This window comes from Caminicella sporogenes DSM 14501 (assembly GCF_900142285.1).
Lineage (GTDB): Bacteria > Bacillota > Clostridia > Peptostreptococcales > Caminicellaceae > Caminicella > Caminicella sporogenes.
The window spans coordinates 70,172-88,022 of record NZ_FRAJ01000007.1; the positions used below are offsets into that span (position 1 = coordinate 70,172).

A 17,851-nucleotide genomic window follows, 5' to 3' on the forward strand; every position below is an offset into this window, starting at 1 on the left:
TTTACAATGAAAATATTAATTGTAAAAGATTATGATGAAATGAGTAAGAAGGCAGCAAATATGGTAGCAAGTCAAATAATATTAAAGCCAGAAAGTGTAATAGGACTAGCTACAGGGGATACTCCAAAGGGAATGTATAGACAGCTTGTAAAGTTATATAAAGATGGATATGTAGATTTTAAAAATGTTAAAACATTTAATTTAGATGAATATTATGGATTGGAAAAGGATAATCCACAGAGTTATAATTATTATATGATGGAAAATTTATTTAAACATGTAAATATAAAAAGAGAAAATATAAATATACCAAATGGTATGGCAGAAGATTTAGAAATTGAGTGTGAAGAATACGAGAAAAAAATAGAAGAGTTAGGTGGTATAGATTTACAAGTTCTTGGAATAGGTAGAAATGGACATATCGGTTTTAATGAACCAGATTTAAAATTTGAAGCTAAGACGCATTTGGTAAGATTAGATGAAGATACAATAAAAGCAAATTCAAGATTTTTTAATTCAATAGAAGAAGTACCTACAATGGCTATAAGTATGGGTATAAAGACTATAATGAATGCAAGGAAAATAATACTTTTAGCGTCTGGAAAGGAAAAAGCTGAGGCAATTTACAAAACAGTAAATGGTAAAATAACTCCAAAAGTACCAGCTTCAGTATTACAACTGCATCCAGATGTAACGTTAATAATAGATAAAGAAGCTGCTTCGTTGTTATAAATTAGAGCAGAGTTTATGATAAAAAGCACTGATAAAAAATGTCAGTGCTTTTTATATTGTAAATTAAAAAAAGAAAAAAGGATTAATCCGATAAATGAAGAATAGACAGATAAATATATATGTTTGTGAATGTACATGCTTGAAAGGAAGTGTAGTAATTGAAAGATAAATATAGGGTTAAAAAGATACTGATAGTTGCTGTAACTACTGCTTTAATGGGACAAGTTTATTTAAATCCTTTTAATTCTGATTTTAGATTATCAATTGGTATAGCAATTCTCACTTTTTTATTGATTAAATTTGATGATATATCAATAATACTAACTACACTTTGTACATCTATATCAGTATTTATATTTAGATTTTTTATAGATGTTTTTCAATTGACTTGTTTAACTTCAGCAGAAATAACAAATATTTTTTCAAAGCATTTTCCATCAGCAATATTTTATATAGCTTTTGGAATTGCTTTATTTGAACTTCATATAAGAGATTATAAGAAACGACCTGTATTTTTTATTTTTTTAGTAGGTATTTCAGATATTGTTTCAAATATTCTTGAGGCTGCGGTAAGGCAGGAATTTACCAAAACATCTATAGAAATTATACTGACGAGTTTATTTATAGCTGGTTTTACAAGAGCTACTATTTCTTTAGTGTTATTTTCAGGAGCTAAAGCCTACAATATGCTTATTCTTAAAGAAGAGCATGAAATGAGATATAGGAGTCTTTTACTTTTAACTGCAAATATGAAAGCAGAACTTTTTCTTTTAAGAAAAACAATGAAGGATATAGAACAAGCTATGGAAAAAAGTTATTTAATTTATACTGAATTAAAAAAAGCAAATGAAGATGTAGATAAAGATTATTTTGAAAAATTAAAAAGGAGAATACTTAATTTAACAAAGGATATACATGAAATAAAAAAAGATAATCAGAGAGTATTATTGGGAATAGAAAGATTACTGCCTAATGCTGAAGAAAATAATTCAATTAGGTTATCTACCATATTTAAAATACTCTATGATAATACTATTAGAGTGATAAGGTCACTAGGGAAAAATATATACGTTTTTATTGATTATTCAGATGATTTTATGATATATGAATATTATCCGTTAATAACTATACTTAATAACTTAATTAATAATTCGATAGATGCAATAAAAGGAGAAGGATTTATTAAAATCATTCAAAAAGTTGAAGAGGATTATGTACTTTTTCAATTAATAGATAATGGTGAAGGTATAGATGAAAAGGACATTGATGTTATTTTTGAACCCGGGTTTTCTACAAAGTTTGATATAAAAACAGGTCGTATGTCTACAGGGTTGGGACTTGCTCATGTCAAACATATTTTGGAAAATCATTATAAAGGGAAAATAAAGGTTGAATCTGAAAAAGGTAAAGGAACACAATTTTTTATTTATATTCCTAAAAAGAATTTGATAATGGAGGGGGATAAGAGTTGAAACCGGCTTTCTATATAGTAGATGATGACCTTAGTATAAGGAGGATATTAACAAATATTATAGATGATTATAATCTCGGATATGTGATTGGAGAGTCTTCTGATGGAGATACTGCAATAGAAGAAATAATAGATATTGTTCCAGATGTAGTTTTAGTTGATTTGTTATTGCCATCTATAGATGGAATAGAAATAGTGAAAAAAATTAAAGAGAAGAAATCAAATATACAATTTATTATGATTTCACAAGTTGCATCGAAGGATATGATAGCTGAGGCGTATAAAAGTGGTATAGAGTATTACATAAATAAGCCAATAAATGTAATAGAAGTTATTTCGGTTATTGAAAAAGTAGTGGAAAATTTGAAATTGAGGCAGGTTCTTTCGATGATAGGAAAGACTCTTGAGAGAGAAAAATTAAATTTTATTTTTGAAAACAAAGAAACCAATAAAGAATATAAAGCCGAAATAGTCAAGATATTTTCAGATTTGGGGATTTTAGGAGAAGCAGGAAGTAATGATTTATTGTATATTATAGAAATGATTATAGAAGAAAGAAGAGAATTATCTACATCAATACATAATTATAAAATTAGTGATATGTATAAGAGATTAAATAAAAAATATATGGAAGAAAAAAAAGAATTTGTTTCTATAAAAGCTTTAGAACAGAGGATAAGGAGAATAATTCAATCTGCCTTAGAAAATATAGCAAGTATTGGTATAGAAGATTATGGTAATATGAAATTTGAAAAGTATTCAACTTCATTATTTGACTTTAAAGAAGTAAAGAATGAAATGGATTATATAAGAGAAAAATCAAAAAATAGAGGAAAAATAAATGTTAAAAAGTTTATAGAAGGTATCATCAGTCATTTGAATAATTAAGTTAAGAAAATATCAATTGAACAAATTTTCAAATATTTCTGTGTAGGTTTAGGTAGATAAACGTAGTAAAATGTAGTGAGGTGAATATAATAATGTTATATTAAAAATTAATTAAGGGGGTTGTTAGTATTATGAAAAAGAAAATGGGGCTTACTAGTAAGATATTTATTGGACTTATTACAGGTATAATTTTAGGTTTAATTCTTCATCCAATAAAAGAAAATACATTTATTAGTAATTATATTGTTGGATTTTTATTTCATTTAGTAGGTAAAGTATTTATCAATTCGATTAAAATGATGGTTGTACCGTTAGTATTTGTTTCAATAACTGTAGGAGCTGCTTCAGTTGGAGACATTAAAAAACTTGGTAGGATAGGTTCAAAAACTCTCGGATTTTATTTAGTTACAACTGCTGTAGCTATTACTATTGCAATTACATTGGCTACTGTTGTAAAACCAGGTGTTGGATTTGATTTGCCAAATGATGCACAGTTTACTGCAAAAGAAGCTCCAAAACTTGTTGATGTATTAATAGACATGGTACCTAAAAATCCAATTAGCGCTTTAGCAAATGGTAAAATGCTTCAAATTATAGTATTTTCAGTTCTTTTAGGTACATCAATGACAGCTCTTGGAGACAAAGCTACAAAAGTTAGAGAAGGTTTTGAAGCATTCAATGAAGTTATACTTAAACTCGTTATGATGATAATGAAACTTGCTCCATATGGAGTATTTGCTTTAGTTGCTAAGACATTTACAGAACTTGGATATGGTGCTATGAAGCCATTAGCTGCATATATGTTATGTGTTCTTGGTGCTCTGCTTATTCATGCTCTTGTAACATATCAAGGTTTATTAGTTGCCTTTACAAAGTTAAACCCAATAAAATTCTTCAAAAATTTCTCACCTGCTATGATGGTAGCATTTTCAACTGCAAGTTCTTCTTCAACACTTCCTGTTACATTGGAAACAGCAGAAGAAAGACTTGGAGTTCCAAAATCAATAGCTTCTTTTACACTACCTCTTGGTGCTACTATTAACATGGATGGAACGGCTATAATGCAAGGTGTTGCCACTGTATTCCTCGCTCAAGCATATGGTATAGACCTTACTTTACAAAACTTTTTAACTGTTATTTTAACTGCTACACTTGCATCAATAGGAACTGCAGGTGTGCCCGGAGTTGGACTTATAATGCTTTCAATGGTACTTACTCAAGTAGGTATTCCAGTTGAAGGTATAGCTATTATAATGGGTATAGACAGAATTTTAGATATGTGTAGAACTGCTATTAATATTACAGGTGATGCTGCTTGTACAGTAATAATAGCTAAGCAAGAAGGAGAATTAAATGAGGATATTTATAATGCAGAAAATGTTGATAAATCAATAGTGTAGTTTGAAATATTAAAGCGGCTGAAAAGCCGCTTTAATATTTTGCAAAAAAAGTTTGTGTATCAATATAGGTTATGTTAAAATGAACTTGGATAGTATCCTTTGGGAACTATACCAGAAAAATTTTATATAAAAAAATTTAATATTATTTTTTAATCTGCTCTGAGCCTTTGCTATGGACCGAGACAGAAGGTATGTTAAAATACCCCTTCTTAGCCTTGTGCTCTGAAGGGTTTTTTGGTATGGTCCTTTCTATGCTTATTTTAAGGCTTAGAAAGGATATTTTATTTTGCTAAATAATCAATATTTTCTGTGAGAAATTATAGGTTTTAAACAAAGTAAAATCATGCAAGCTGAAGAATTACAAATTAAGAGTTTGAAAGCTGAAGTTTCGGACTTATAACTTATAACATGTAATTTAGAACAAATAAAATTTATATTTGGGATGTGAAATTGTGAGAATAGGGTTTATAGGGGCAGGTAAAGTGGGAAAAGCTTTTGGAGCTTATTTATACAAAAAAGGCTTTAATGTAGTAGGATATTTCAGCAAAACATTTAACTCATCTTTAAAAGGAGCTAGTTTAACTAATAGTAAAGCTTTTAAAAATTTAGAGGATTTGACTAAAGAATCAGAAATAGTATTTATAACGACTAATGATGATGAAATTCAAAGAGTATGTAAATTATTAGTAGAAAAAGATATACTGCATAATGGTCAAATTTTAGTGCACATGAGTGGAGCATCTTCTTCGACTATTTTAGGCAGAGCAAAGGCAAAAGGATGTTTTATATATTCAATGCATCCGCTTCAGGCTTTTGCAGATGTTGATAAAGCAGTAAGAGATTTAGAAAATACAGTTTTTAGTATTGAAGGAGATGCTGAAAAAATATGTGTGTTAGAGAATATGTTAAAAATAACAGGTAATAATTATTTTAAAATAAACTCAGAGCAGAAAAGTATCTATCATGCAGCAGCTTGTGTTGTATCAAATTATTTAGTTGCATTGATTGATTATGGACTTTCACTTATGAAGAGTATAGGAATTGAAGAAAAGGAGGGGTATAAAGCTCTATATCCATTAATAGAAGGTACTATCAAGAATATTTATGATTTGGGAACAGAAAAGGCACTTACTGGACCTATAGCAAGAGGAGATATAGATACAGTAAATAAACATTTAGAATCTTTTAGAAAAATTATTCCAGATAAACTTAAAGTCTACAAAACTCTTGGTTTAATGACTTTAGATTTAGCCAAAAGAGAAAAATTAAGAGATGATGAAAAGGTAAAAATTTTACAAAATATTTTAAAAGAGGTGTAAGATATGGCAAATAAGAAATTTACAGTTAGTTCTTTTTTAAAGGCTAAACAAAAAGGTGAAAAAATTTCTATGCTTACAGCTTATGATTATTCAACTGCAAAACTTTTGGATGAAGCGGGAGTAGACAGTTTACTTGTTGGCGATTCGTTGGGAATGGTTATGCTTGGATATGAAAATACTCTTCAAGTAACTGTTGATGATATAATACATCATTGTAGAGCTGTTGCAAGGGGAGCAAAAAGAGCAATGGTAATTGGAGATATGCCCTTTTTATCTTATCATGTAAGTATCGAAGATACAATTAGAAATGCTGGTAGGATAATTCAAGAAGGAAATGCTCATGCAGTTAAACTTGAAGGTTGCATGGAAGTAATAGATAAGATAAAGGCAATAGTAAAAGCACAAATACCTGTAATGGGACATTTAGGTTTGACACCACAGTCTATAAATGTGTTTGGAGGTTTTAAAGTTCAGGGAAAAACTGAAAAGCAAGCTAAGAGAATAATTGAAGAAGCATTAATGCTTCAAGAAGCAGGAGTATTTGCAGTAGTTTTAGAATGTGTTCCAGAAAAATTAGCAAGGATAATAACAGAAAAACTTGATATACCTACTATTGGTATTGGAGCAGGAAAGTATTGTGATGGACAAGTTTTAGTAACACAGGATATGCTTGGAATGTATACAGATTTTACTCCAAAATTTGTTAAAAAGTATGCAAGTCTGTGCGAAGATATTAAAAATGCTACTCAAAATTATATCAAAGAAATGAAAGAAGGAATTTTTCCATCTGATGAACATACATTTGGGATAGATGAAAGTATTTTGGAAAAACTTTATTAATCAGCTGTCAATTGAGGAGGACAGATAATGAAGATTATACACACTATAAAAGAAATTAGAGAAGAAGTTAAAGCTGCCAGAAGAAGTGGCAAGTCGATTGGATTTGTTCCAACTATGGGTTTTTTACATGAAGGACATCTTTCACTGATAAAAAAGGCAAGAGAAGAAAATGATTTTGTAGTTGTAAGCATATTTGTAAATCCAACTCAATTTGGTCCAGAGGAAGACTTAGAAAGTTATCCAAGAGATTTGGAAAGAGATAGCCGACTTTCTGAAGAAGCTGGTGCAGATGTGATTTTTAATCCTACTGCTGAAGAAATGTATCCTGAAGGTTACAGTACTTATGTGGAAATAGAAGGAGAGCTTACTAAAAAACTCTGCGGAATTTCAAGACCGGGACATTTTAAAGGGGTTACAACAGTAGTATCGAAATTGTTTAATATAGTAACTCCTGATAGAGCATATTTTGGACAAAAAGATGCTCAGCAAGTAGCAGTTATAGAGCAGATGGTTAGAGACTTGAATTTTGATGTAAAAATAGTGCCCTGTCCGATAGTAAGAGAAAAAGATGGTTTAGCAATGAGTTCAAGAAATACGTATTTAAGTAAGGAAGAAAGGAAAGCTGCATTAATATTGTCAAAGACTTTATTTAAGGCAGAAGAAATGATAAAAAATGGAGAGAGAAATTCAACAAAAATTAGAGATTTTATTATTAATAACATAAAATCAGAACCGCTGGCAAATATAGATTATGTAGAGATAGTTGATGCAAAAAGTTTGAAATATTTAAATGAGATAAAAGGAGATGTACTTATTGCATTGGCTGTTAAGTTTGGAAGGGCAAGATTACTTGACAATATACGTTTGGAGGTAAAGTAAATGTTAATAAATATGTTTAAATCTAAAATTCATAGGGCAACAGTAACAGAAGCAAATTTAAATTATGTAGGAAGTATTACTATTGACAAAACTTTAATGGAAGCAGCTGGAATTTTGCCGGGTGAAAGAGTACAAATAGTAAATAATCATAATGGAGCTAGATTAGAAACATATGTAATAGAAGGACCAGCTGATAGTGGAATTATATGTTTAAATGGTGCTGCGGCAAGATTAGTTCAGCCGGGTGATAATGTGATAATCATAGCATATTGTTGGGTAAATGAAGAAGAAGCAAGAAATTTAAAACCTAAGATAGTGTTTGTAGATGAAAACAATAAAATAATTGAAAAAGCTGAAGCAGAAAAGCATGGTGATATAAAATAAATTTTCATAGTTTTAAATATATAAAAAGCACCTTTAAACAAGGTGCTTTTATTATACAATAAATTGTGCTAAAATTCCTGCTGTCAAGAATGAAATGATAAAACTTCCAAACCAAATTAAAGCTGATTCCAAAGGACTTCTTTCTTTAAATACGACCATTATAGCTGCTATACATGGAACGAATAAAGTAATTGCAACTAATGAAACTATAATTTGTCCACTGTTTAGTAATCCTTGAGATGCAAGAGCATTAAGTCCAGCAGCTCCAAAGTCTCTTCTAACTATACCCATAATAAATGCTTGTGCTACCATTGGAGGAAGTTTTAAAAATCCTTCTGTAAAAGGAGCAAGTGCATTTGCAATACCGTTTAATATTCCTGTAAACTGCATAAGAGTAACTATAACTCCGCCTAAAGCAAATAGAGGAGTAGCTTCTTTTAGAAACATTACAGATTTAGTATAAGTTTTTTTGAGTACATTTGATAATTTTGGCAATCTAAGAGGTGGTAAATCAATTAGAAGGTCAGTTGATTCACCGGGCATAAATTTATTGAGCAGTGTACCTGTTAATACAAATACGGTAAATATTGTAAGAGAATAGATTAAAAATGCTTTGATACCTAGTGGTGCTATAAGTCCCATTATAATTCCAAGTTGTGCTGAACATGGAATGGCTAGTCCCAAAAGCATGGTAGCAATAAATTTTTCCCTTTTTGAACCTAAAAGTCTAGTAGTTATAGTAGCCATTGTAACGCATCCAAATCCTAATATCATAGGTATAATAGCTCTGCCATTTAGACCTAATGAAGTTAACAGCCTGTCAACTAATGCAGCTATTCTAGGTAAATAACCTGAATCTTCCATAAGAGATAAAAAGAAATAAAAACCAACAACTAAAGGTAGTAAAAGTCCAAGAATATATATAGGAACCATAGTAATAAGTCCGAAATCACCAATTAATAATTGGCCTATCAGAGTAGAACTGTTTATAAATTTACCGATAGAATTCATTATGAAGTTATAATAATATCCACCCATAATTATTTCTTCAGTTACACCTACTACAGTTTGAGCTATAAAAACCCCTATAGCTTGATACATCAAGTACAAAGTCAGTAGAAGTATAGGTATTCCAGTAATAGGTCTTAGCATAAGCCTTCCAAGTTTAATTCTAAAAGAAGCATTTTCATTAGTTTCAGATATTACTTTTTCAACTATTTCATCTACTCTATTTCTTCTAAGTTTATATATATATTCTCTATAATTTTCATATTCTTTTATGTTATGTCTAGATATGATATTTTCATCTTCTTCTGCTAAAAGTAAAGCTTCAGATTCAGTATCAACTTTATCTATTACTTTATCTATGATATCTTTGACTTCTTTTATTCTATTTCCAACTTTTGCTCTTTTTAAAGCATCTTTAACTTTGTCTAAACCTTCACCTTTGATGGCTGTTGTTGGAATAACTTCAACACCTAATTCTTTAGATAATAAATCTATATCTATTTTTATACCATTGCGTTTTACATCATCCATCATATTAAGAGCTACTACAACAGGTTTTCCCATATCTATGATTTGTTGAGTTAGAAATAAATCTCTGTCTAAATGAACTGCATCGACAACATTTAAAACAACATCAGCATAAAGGATAATATCACGAGCAACTTTTTCTTCATCATTAAAAGAGGATACGCCATATACACCCGGTGTATCCATGACAATGTCTTCACCTAATTTTCCGGTACTAATATCTATGGTAGTGCCGGGGAAATTTGAAACGTCTACATAAAGACCAGTTAAGTAATTAAAAAATACAGATTTACCGACATTTGGATTTCCTGCCAAAGCAATTTTTTTTGAGTTTTTTGGTACATTCATTATTGCAGCTGGATTATGGCTGTTCATATTTTAGCCTCCCTTAAATTATATAATTAGATTAGTTTTATTTTGATTTTTTTGGCAAGATTTCTTCCTATTGCAATTTCCTGCATTCTATTTTGCAGTATAATTGGTCCAGCAGGTATTTTTTCAGAACAAATTAATTTAGAACCTTCATAAATTCCTAATCTTATAGCTTGAACCCTTATATTTGGATCAGGTATATTTACAATTTCTATTTTTTGACCTCTATTTGCAAGATCTAAAGTCATATTAAAAACCTCCTCATTAGCATCAATGATAATCATTATCAGTAAAGGGTAAAAAATATTAAACTAAGAATAGAATACACTAAATGATAATGAATGTCAATGTTAGAAAGAAAAATATCCTATTTAAGTAGTTTAAATAGGATATTTTATGAATAGTTTTATTATTTTGTTTGTAATTGATAACTAAAGTTTTATTTGAATTTTGAATAAATGATTTAATTGGAATAATAGGTAGAACTAGAGATAAACATAAAACAAATATTAATATTTTTTTATAGATTTTCATTTTAATTCCTCCAATTTATATAAATTTTATATTTAAAGTGTTAATTTCAAATTATATTTTTATAAAGATATTTTTAAAATAGTTCTTATTAATTATAGTTTTTCATTTTTTATTTTTATTATGATATAAATAAAAGGAAAATTTGAAAGAAAAATTAAAAACATTGAAAAATTTCTAGCAAGATAAGAAGGATTTTTATTATTTAACTAGAATACATTAGTAAAGCTTAAAACTTTTACCATCCTTCATAAAAATGCTATAGGAATAAATTGCACCTTTGGGTGTTATTTTTTTATCTATAAGATTTCAACGTCGCCATTGAGTTTGTAAATTACGTCTTTTCTTTCAACAATAATTGTAATTTTTTTCATTAAATTACTGTCTTTTTTTATGCTTTGCAACAATTCTTTTGTAGGATTTATTGCTATGGGGTGTCTGGTCAATTTTAACATTGATAAATCTCCATGCGTATCTCCGTAAGCATAACTTTTATTTAAGTCTATATCGTATTTTTCTGCAAATTCTAAGATTGCTTTATGTTTGCTTTCAGAATCCCACATTTGTATAATTTCTCCGGTAAAGTTGCCATTTTCATCTACAAGGTATTCTGAACCCCTATAATCTTGTATTTCATATTTTTTAGCCATTTTTTCTACTAAATAATTTGGACTACCAGAAATAAAAAAAACTTTGTGATTTTGAGATTTATGCCAATAGATTCTTGCCCTTGTATATCTATAAACTTTATCGCCTTTTAGATTTATCACTTGTTTATTGATAAATTCAATATCATTTTTATTTAATCCCTTTAAGGTTTTTATATATATTTCAGCAAGTTCTAGCAAATAATCGTCATAATTACCTCTTCTCTTTTCCCAATCTTCATATGTATGTTTGACATGATTGTGCCATAAGGTAGGGTCAATGACTTCATATTTTAATAGTTTTTTAAAATGTTCAATCATTAAAGAATTTCTATATAATGTACCATCAATATCAAAAAAAGCTCCAATCTTTGACAAACAAACCACCTCCATTTAAGTATATTATGTCTAGATAAAGTAATTTATCAGTTTTATTTATTTTGTATAAATCGATAAAGGTTTAAATAAATGGCAAATTTGGTATAAATATAATAATATAAAATATATATTTATAATGTTATATTTGCAGTTATATATAAAGTTTTCGATAATTTATTTATCCCCTAAAAAGTTAATTATAAACTTTAAATTAAAATGAAAAGGGGTGAAATTATGTTTTATTCAATATTAATAGCTTTATTTTTTACGATGCTAATAGGTTTTATTATAGAAAACTTAATACTTAATTTTGATTTAAAAAGGGTTTCTTATATAAATGATAAAATAAAAAGCTTAATTTCAAAATTGGTAGGAGATGAAAAATATTTTGATATTTTTATGATGAATGATTTAAGACGGCGATTTAATGAAGAATTTTTAAATGCAAAAATTGTAGATGAATTTGAATTATATAAAGTAGATGATTCTAGAATAAGAATAAAATATATGACAGGGTATGTAGTAGAAGAACTTGAAGTATTGACAAATGAAAGTAATGTCGAAGTAAAAGAAATTAACAAAAAAATAGTTGATTAAAATAGTTAAATTTTACTTAATAAGAAATTTAAACATTTTTTATAAATTGTGGACTTAAGAATTTAAAAATACAATATGGAACTTACAGCTTATAATTTATTATATGTTTTTATTTAATATGTTTACAAAATTATTTACAATTCTAGCTGTTATTCCCCAGATTATATAGTTTTTATATTCGTAAAAATAAATAGGATATGTTCCAACCCTGAAATTATAAAAGCGACCATTTTGTATTTTGTGAAAAGGGAAATCTTCAAAAATTTCCAGTTTAGTTTTTATATAGTATACATCTGGAGAATTATTTAAAAAATATTGGAGTGGAACTGTAAAAATAGAGTCAACTTCATCACTATTAAAATTTATATTATCAAATTCAATATTTTTTATTTGTCCAATGAATGGAAAAATAATGAGGTTAAAAGGAGTTAATATGTAGTCTGTTTGTCCTATGATTTTTATATTTGATTTATCTATATTGAGTTCTTCGCATGTTTCTCGTATTGATGATTCTAAAGGAGTTTCATATTTTTCTATTTTACCTCCCGGAAAGCAGATTTCTCCCGGCTGAGTATTTAATTTTTTAGAGCGGATTTCAAAGAGAATATGCAGTTTATTATTTCTTTCAATAATAGGGATTAGTACAGCAGAATCAATACATCTACCTTCAGGTTTAATGTTTCTATTTTTAAATTTTTTGTATATTGAGTCAATATTCACATTATCACCTCGAATTTTAAAAAATTATATATTATTATATCATTTTATTATTTTTTGTGTATAGATAATTATAAATTAGTCTAAAATACAATGAGAAAAATACTGGAGGTGAAAATATGGATAATCTTAGTGTAATGAGTATAAGAATAGACCACAGAACAAATTCAGTTTCTAAAGTGCAGGAAATATTGACTAAAAATGGAGATATGATTTTAGGCAGATTTGGAATTCATGACCCAGAAGAAGTAAATACGGGATTAATAACTTTAAATTTGAGGGCTGATATGAAGAAAATAAATGATATGATGCAGGAACTTGATAGTTTAGAAGGTGTAAAAGTAAATCATATGCAGGTATAGACAGTTCAGATTTTCTGGACTGTTTTTATTTTATAATTAATTTTTATATAAAAGTAACAATATTAAGTTATAAAAGATTTTATTTATAATTTGGCATAAAAAATTTTTATTACTGTCTTATTGATAGTTTAAGTATAGATTAGATTGTAAAAGTTAAATAGGTGTTGTAATATAAATATGTGATATTAGAACTATTAAAAGGGTGATTTGATGACTAGTTGGAGAAGTCTTGGACATAGAGGAGATGCTACAGAAGATATAATAAATGCTACTAATAAATACTATGAGCTTCATGAAGTAGCTGTTGTAAATAAAATGCCTGTTCCTATTAAAGTGATTGAAATAGAAAGTTCTATAATAAAAAAAGCTTTTTTTGAAGAAAAATCAACGGTAGATTATTATGGTATTGTTCAAGGAATACCTATAGTTTTTGATGCAAAGGAAACGGAGAAAAAGAGTTTGCCACTGCAAAATATACATTTACATCAAATTGAATATATGAAGAAAGTAAGAAAACAAAATGGTTTAGCTTTTTTAATAGTACATTTTAAATATTATGGAGAATTTATTTTAATACCTATAGAAGTTATAGATTATTATTATGAAAAAAGTTTTAATGGCGGAAGAAAATCTATTCCATATTTAGAACTCGATAAGAATTTTATTATTGAGTTTAAAAATGGAATACTTCATTATTTAGATACTTTAAATATATATTTGGAATATATTGACAAAAATAAATTTGCTAAGTATTTGTAGTAAAATGTATTAAAAATAAATTTGAGGAGATGAAAGTACTAAATTTATTTGATAGAAAGGGAATTAAGTATGTACCATTTTTCAATGATACTAGTAATTATAGCTTCTGTTTTCTATCATATATGTCAAAAATCTATCAATGAAAATGCGAATCCAATTGTATCAATGATTGCAACTTATGGAGTTGCATTAATTTTATCTTTATTTTCAATTTTCTTTTTTCCAAGTAAAAATATTATAAATTCATTTAAAGAATTAAATTGGGCAAGTTATATATTGGGGATTTCTATTTTTGCATTAGAAATAGGATATTTATTAGTATATAGAAGTGGATGGAATATTAATGTTGCAGCTTTTTTTACAAATGTTATTACTACTATAGTTTTAATATTTATAGGAATATTGTTTTTTAAAGAGAAGTTAACTGTTACAAATGTTATAGGAATAGTACTTAGTATTTTGGGATTTATTTTAATGAAGAAATAAAAGGAGTCTGACTTTAACTATTTACTTATTTAATAGTTAAAATCAAACTCCTAATTTTTTTAATTCATTAAATTAAATTCATTATTACTTAATTTGAAGTTATTTTTTAATCCTGAAGTTATATAAATTTTAGAGTTTTTTGTAACAAATATAGCTTCTGTGTTTTTTATATGTTCAATAAAATCTAATCCTTTTTCAAGCCCCAAAGCAAAGGCAGAAGTAGATAGTGAGTCAGCGTCTATTGATTTATCTGCTATTATTGATACACTTGCAAGATTGTTTTCAACAGGGTATCCAGTTTTTGGGTCTAAAATATGATGGTATCTCTTGCCATTTTTTTCTAAAAATCTTTCATAAATTCCAGAAGTAACAACAGCTTTGTTTTTAACACTTACTATACCTATATAATTGCCTCTTGAAGAAAAAGGATTTTGAATAGCTATATTCCATTTACTTCCATCAGGTTTATTTCCATATGCAAATATGTTTCCGCCGAGGTCTATTATTGCACTTTTAATGTTATGTTTTTTTAAAATTTCTACTATGGTATCAGCTGCATAACCTTTAGCAATTCCACCGAGGTCTAAAATCATTCCTTCTTTTTTTAGCATAATGCTTTTTTTTGATTCATCGAGAATTATATCGTTGTAATTTACTAAATCTAATTTAGAATTTATTTCTGATTGAGATGGTACACGAGCATTTTCTGTACCGATATTCCAAAGTTTAACTATAGGACCTATGGATATATCAAATCTACCTTTAGAAAGCTGGGAATAAGATTTTCCTTTTTTTATGACATAAAAGGTATCATTGGATACTTTAACGAAATTTTTACCGGCAAAAGAGTTTATTTTTATTACTTCGCTATTTTCAGCATTTATAGTCATTTTCTTTTCAATTTCTTTAATTTTGTCAAATGCTAAATCGAGTATGTTTTCAGTATTTTTATTGTCATAAAGTTTAATAGTAACAACAGTTCCTAAAAAGAAACCAGTTCTTGAAGTTAGCTGTATATTTGAATTGATTTTATTTATTGTGCAAGATGAAAATATTATTAAGGTTAGGAATATAGATAATAAAATCATAAAATTTTTTTTATATTTATTATAATTTTTCATATAAAATCCTCCGTAAAAAATAAATGGTATTAAAATCATTTAAATTATACCATAAGTAAAAATAAATAAGTAGTTTATTGAAGCAAAAACTGAGCTTGTGATAAAATTTATATGAGTAGGTAATAAAAATTAATAGAAGAGAGGAAATAAGTTATGAAGCGTTTAGATGTATTTATAATAGCTTTAGTTATTATAGTTTCTCTGACTTCTTTGCAGATATTCAAAACAAGATTTAATAAAAATTTTTATGAAAAGTATGTAGAGATAAAAGTAGATGGAAAGATTTTCAAGACTATGCCATTAAATAATGATAATCAAAAAGTGTTTACAATAAAAACTGATTTAGGTACGAATGTAGTAAAAATTGAAAAGGGAAAAGTATCTATTATAGAAGCAGATTGTAGAGATAAAATATGTGTTAAGGATGGACCAATTGAAAAACCGGGTGAAATGCTTGTATGTCTTCCGCACAAATTGGTTATTGAAATAAAAGGCAAAAAAGCCTTAAAAGCGGAAGTAGATGAAATTTCATATTAAATAAATATAAATAATAAAAGCATAGGATTTGAACTGTGAATTCAGCCTATGCATTTTTGTTTTTTAAAATATTATGTTTTAAATAGCAACTTATAGCCTATACAGTATTAAAAATGTATTTAATTTTAAAGAATGTTTTGCAGATAATTTATATCGTTAAATAAGTCATCTAAATAACTTTTTCCACAAAACTTTGTAAGCAATTCTAAATTTATTATACCTTCAAATTTGTTTTGTTTTAAATGATTAATGCTTTTAGAAAAATCAATTGTACTTTTTTGTATTGATATATGAGATATTGATTTAGCTATATTTACTCCATGAATATGACAATAAAAAATATGTTTATAAAATTCATCATCAAAGGGAACTTTTCCCGGGTAATAATTTGTAGAATCATGACTTATATCCCAACATATACCAAGTAAATTGCTTTTAAATTTTTTCATTATTTCAATTACCTCTTTTCTAGTATCTCCAATAGTTCTTTCTGTATTTTTACTTAAAGTTTCTAAGGCAAGTTTTATTGATATGTTTTTCTTTTCAATAAAATTGAGTATCCAATCTAAAAAGATTAAAGTATTATACATTCCTTCATTAAATTTTTCAGGATTAATATATTTAGCTCCATGTATAACTATTATAGGAATATTACAAGTTTTATTTTGAATTTTTTCTACAATATAAAGAAATTCTTCGTATTTTTTTATTAAATCTTTTTTATATTCCTTAAAATTCATTATTTCATATAGATAATCATGTGCAAAATAAGGAATATGAAAATTTACATCTATATTTAACTTTTTACAGTAAGAGGAGATTTCGACATAAGTATCAATGGGTAAAACATTTTTATCAGGACTTAATTCAATACTCGATATATTTGTTTTTTTAGCTTTAAAAATTAAATCTTGAAATTTAATTTTATCAAGTATTTTTTCGTCAAAAGTGAAACCTAGTTTCATAGAATGCCTCCTTTATTTAGTTGAGATGAGTTATGTATATTATAAAATAATGAGTTTTTTATACCAAGAACCAACAATAAAAAGTACGAAAAAATTTTTATATGTTAAGAAGCTAAAATTTATTGTTATTAGTGTTTAATAATGGATATAAAAACTATTGATAAAATATAGATTTTTAAAATTTCAATTTAAATATAAAACAAATTTCTAGCAAATATAAAGCTAAAAATGTTAAAATAAAGCTGTAAGTGTTATATAGAAATTGTTTAAGAGTTATAAAAAATTATTTGAAATGATTAAAATCTTAAACATGTAGCTTACAAAGGGGAGATTTAATTGATTTTAATGATAGACAATTATGATTCATTTACTTATAATCTAGTACAGTATTTAGAATGTCTTAAAGAAGAAGTATTGGTATATAGAAATGATGAAATAACCTTAAAAGAGATAGAAAAAATTGCTCCAGATATGATAGTTTTATCTCCCGGTCCATGTACTCCAAATGAGGCAGGAATTTGTATAGATTTAGTTAAAAAGTTTAAAGGACAAATACCTATTTTAGGTATTTGTTTGGGACATCAGACTATTGGACAAGTTTTTGGAGCAAAAATTTTAAAAGCAGTTAGACCGGTACATGGGAAAGTTTATCCAATTATACATAATAATAAAGGAGTTTTTAGAGGACTTAAAAATCCGTTAAATGTAACTAGATACCATTCATTAATTGTAGATAAGGTTTCGCTGCCTGATTGTTTTGAAATAACAGCAGAGACATCTGAAGGAGAGATAATGGGAATAAGGCATAAAGAATATTTAATTGAGGGAGTTCAATTTCATCCAGAAGCTATATTGACTGAAATGGGTATGGAACTTTTGGAAAATTTTTTAAAGTCAGCAAAAGATTTTAAGGTAAGCAGGTGAGCGGTA

General features: G+C 27.2%; 20 protein-coding genes. 14 read left to right on the top strand and 6 right to left on the bottom strand.

The window, feature by feature from the left end; genetic code table 11:
• Window positions 1-6: 6 nt before the first annotated feature.
• From nagB to panD, 8 genes are all read left to right on the top strand, one after another.
• Window positions 7-732: a glucosamine-6-phosphate deaminase gene (nagB, locus tag BUA90_RS05125; protein WP_072966329.1), complete on the top strand. Its 726-nt coding sequence runs from the start codon at window positions 7-9 to the stop codon at window positions 730-732.
• A 158-nt stretch (window positions 733-890) separates the two neighbouring features.
• Window positions 891-2,204, top strand: coding sequence for an ATP-binding protein (locus tag BUA90_RS05130; protein ID WP_072966330.1), 1,314 nt, complete (start codon window positions 891-893; stop codon window positions 2,202-2,204).
• Window positions 2,201-3,091: a response regulator gene (locus tag BUA90_RS05135; RefSeq protein ID WP_072966332.1), complete on the top strand. Its 891-nt coding sequence runs from the start codon at window positions 2,201-2,203 to the stop codon at window positions 3,089-3,091. Before BUA90_RS05130 ends, BUA90_RS05135 begins: the two co-directional genes overlap by 4 nt.
• Before the next feature lie 131 nt (window positions 3,092-3,222).
• Window positions 3,223-4,491: a dicarboxylate/amino acid:cation symporter gene (locus BUA90_RS05140; protein ID WP_072966335.1), complete on the top strand. Its 1,269-nt coding sequence runs from the start codon at window positions 3,223-3,225 to the stop codon at window positions 4,489-4,491.
• 452 nt (window positions 4,492-4,943) lie between these two features.
• The gene (locus tag BUA90_RS05145) at window positions 4,944-5,810 is read left to right on the top strand and encodes a Rossmann-like and DUF2520 domain-containing protein (protein WP_159429999.1); all 867 of its coding nucleotides are present in this window, start codon (window positions 4,944-4,946) and stop codon (window positions 5,808-5,810) included.
• Between the two features lie 3 nt (window positions 5,811-5,813).
• Complete coding sequence (gene panB, locus BUA90_RS05150) at window positions 5,814-6,650, top strand: 3-methyl-2-oxobutanoate hydroxymethyltransferase (RefSeq protein WP_072966337.1); 837 nt, start codon at window positions 5,814-5,816, stop codon at window positions 6,648-6,650.
• Between the two features lie 27 nt (window positions 6,651-6,677).
• Complete coding sequence (panC, locus tag BUA90_RS05155; protein WP_072966339.1) at window positions 6,678-7,529, top strand: pantoate--beta-alanine ligase; 852 nt, start codon at window positions 6,678-6,680, stop codon at window positions 7,527-7,529.
• On the top strand, window positions 7,530-7,913 hold the full coding sequence (panD, locus tag BUA90_RS05160) for an aspartate 1-decarboxylase (RefSeq protein WP_072966340.1): 384 nt from the start codon (window positions 7,530-7,532) through the stop codon (window positions 7,911-7,913).
• Window positions 7,914-7,964: 51 nt separating this feature from the next.
• Here the strand turns inward: panD and feoB are convergent, their stop codons facing one another.
• From feoB to BUA90_RS05175, 3 genes are all read right to left on the bottom strand, one after another.
• Window positions 7,965-9,824: a ferrous iron transport protein B gene (gene feoB, locus BUA90_RS05165; RefSeq protein WP_072966341.1), complete on the bottom strand. Its 1,860-nt coding sequence runs from the start codon at window positions 9,822-9,824 to the stop codon at window positions 7,965-7,967.
• Between the two features lie 26 nt (window positions 9,825-9,850).
• Window positions 9,851-10,069 carry a FeoA family protein gene (locus tag BUA90_RS05170; RefSeq protein WP_072966342.1) on the bottom strand — a complete coding sequence of 73 codons (219 nt, stop codon included), beginning with the start codon at window positions 10,067-10,069 and terminating at the stop codon, window positions 9,851-9,853.
• A 582-nt stretch (window positions 10,070-10,651) separates the two neighbouring features.
• Window positions 10,652-11,377, bottom strand: coding sequence for an HAD family hydrolase (locus BUA90_RS05175; RefSeq protein ID WP_094756744.1), 726 nt, complete (start codon window positions 11,375-11,377; stop codon window positions 10,652-10,654).
• A gap of 234 nt (window positions 11,378-11,611) precedes the next feature.
• Between BUA90_RS05175 and BUA90_RS05180 the strand changes: the two genes are divergently transcribed.
• The gene (locus tag BUA90_RS05180) at window positions 11,612-11,974 is read left to right on the top strand and encodes a hypothetical protein (protein ID WP_072966344.1); all 363 of its coding nucleotides are present in this window, start codon (window positions 11,612-11,614) and stop codon (window positions 11,972-11,974) included.
• A 99-nt stretch (window positions 11,975-12,073) separates the two neighbouring features.
• Here the strand turns inward: BUA90_RS05180 and BUA90_RS05185 are convergent, their stop codons facing one another.
• The gene (locus tag BUA90_RS05185; RefSeq protein WP_072966345.1) at window positions 12,074-12,694 is read right to left on the bottom strand and encodes an NUDIX hydrolase; all 621 of its coding nucleotides are present in this window, start codon (window positions 12,692-12,694) and stop codon (window positions 12,074-12,076) included.
• A 116-nt stretch (window positions 12,695-12,810) separates the two neighbouring features.
• On the opposite strand from BUA90_RS05185, the gene BUA90_RS05190 reads away from it, so the two are divergent.
• From BUA90_RS05190 to BUA90_RS05200, 3 genes are all read left to right on the top strand, one after another.
• Window positions 12,811-13,053, top strand: a complete 243-nt coding sequence (locus tag BUA90_RS05190; RefSeq protein ID WP_072966346.1) for a hypothetical protein — start codon at window positions 12,811-12,813, stop codon at window positions 13,051-13,053.
• Window positions 13,054-13,263: 210 nt separating this feature from the next.
• Window positions 13,264-13,812, top strand: coding sequence for a Holliday junction resolvase RecU (locus BUA90_RS05195; RefSeq protein ID WP_072966347.1), 549 nt, complete (start codon window positions 13,264-13,266; stop codon window positions 13,810-13,812).
• Window positions 13,813-13,881: 69 nt separating this feature from the next.
• Window positions 13,882-14,298: an EamA family transporter gene (locus tag BUA90_RS05200; RefSeq protein WP_072966456.1), complete on the top strand. Its 417-nt coding sequence runs from the start codon at window positions 13,882-13,884 to the stop codon at window positions 14,296-14,298.
• A 59-nt stretch (window positions 14,299-14,357) separates the two neighbouring features.
• Here BUA90_RS05200 and BUA90_RS05205 read toward each other — a convergent pair whose 3' ends face one another.
• Window positions 14,358-15,419 carry an FAD:protein FMN transferase gene (locus tag BUA90_RS05205; protein ID WP_072966348.1) on the bottom strand — a complete coding sequence of 354 codons (1,062 nt, stop codon included), beginning with the start codon at window positions 15,417-15,419 and terminating at the stop codon, window positions 14,358-14,360.
• A gap of 153 nt (window positions 15,420-15,572) precedes the next feature.
• Here BUA90_RS05205 and BUA90_RS05210 point away from each other — a divergent pair, with 153 nt between their 5' ends.
• Complete coding sequence (locus BUA90_RS05210; RefSeq protein WP_072966349.1) at window positions 15,573-15,956, top strand: NusG domain II-containing protein; 384 nt, start codon at window positions 15,573-15,575, stop codon at window positions 15,954-15,956.
• A 125-nt stretch (window positions 15,957-16,081) separates the two neighbouring features.
• Here the strand turns inward: BUA90_RS05210 and BUA90_RS05215 are convergent, their stop codons facing one another.
• Window positions 16,082-16,921 carry a TIM barrel protein gene (locus BUA90_RS05215; protein WP_072966350.1) on the bottom strand — a complete coding sequence of 280 codons (840 nt, stop codon included), beginning with the start codon at window positions 16,919-16,921 and terminating at the stop codon, window positions 16,082-16,084.
• 336 nt (window positions 16,922-17,257) lie between these two features.
• Here BUA90_RS05215 and BUA90_RS05220 point away from each other — a divergent pair, with 336 nt between their 5' ends.
• A complete protein-coding gene (locus BUA90_RS05220) occupies window positions 17,258-17,845 on the top strand; it encodes an anthranilate synthase component II (RefSeq protein ID WP_072966352.1) in 588 nt (195 codons plus the stop codon).
• Window positions 17,846-17,851 lie beyond the last annotated feature (6 nt).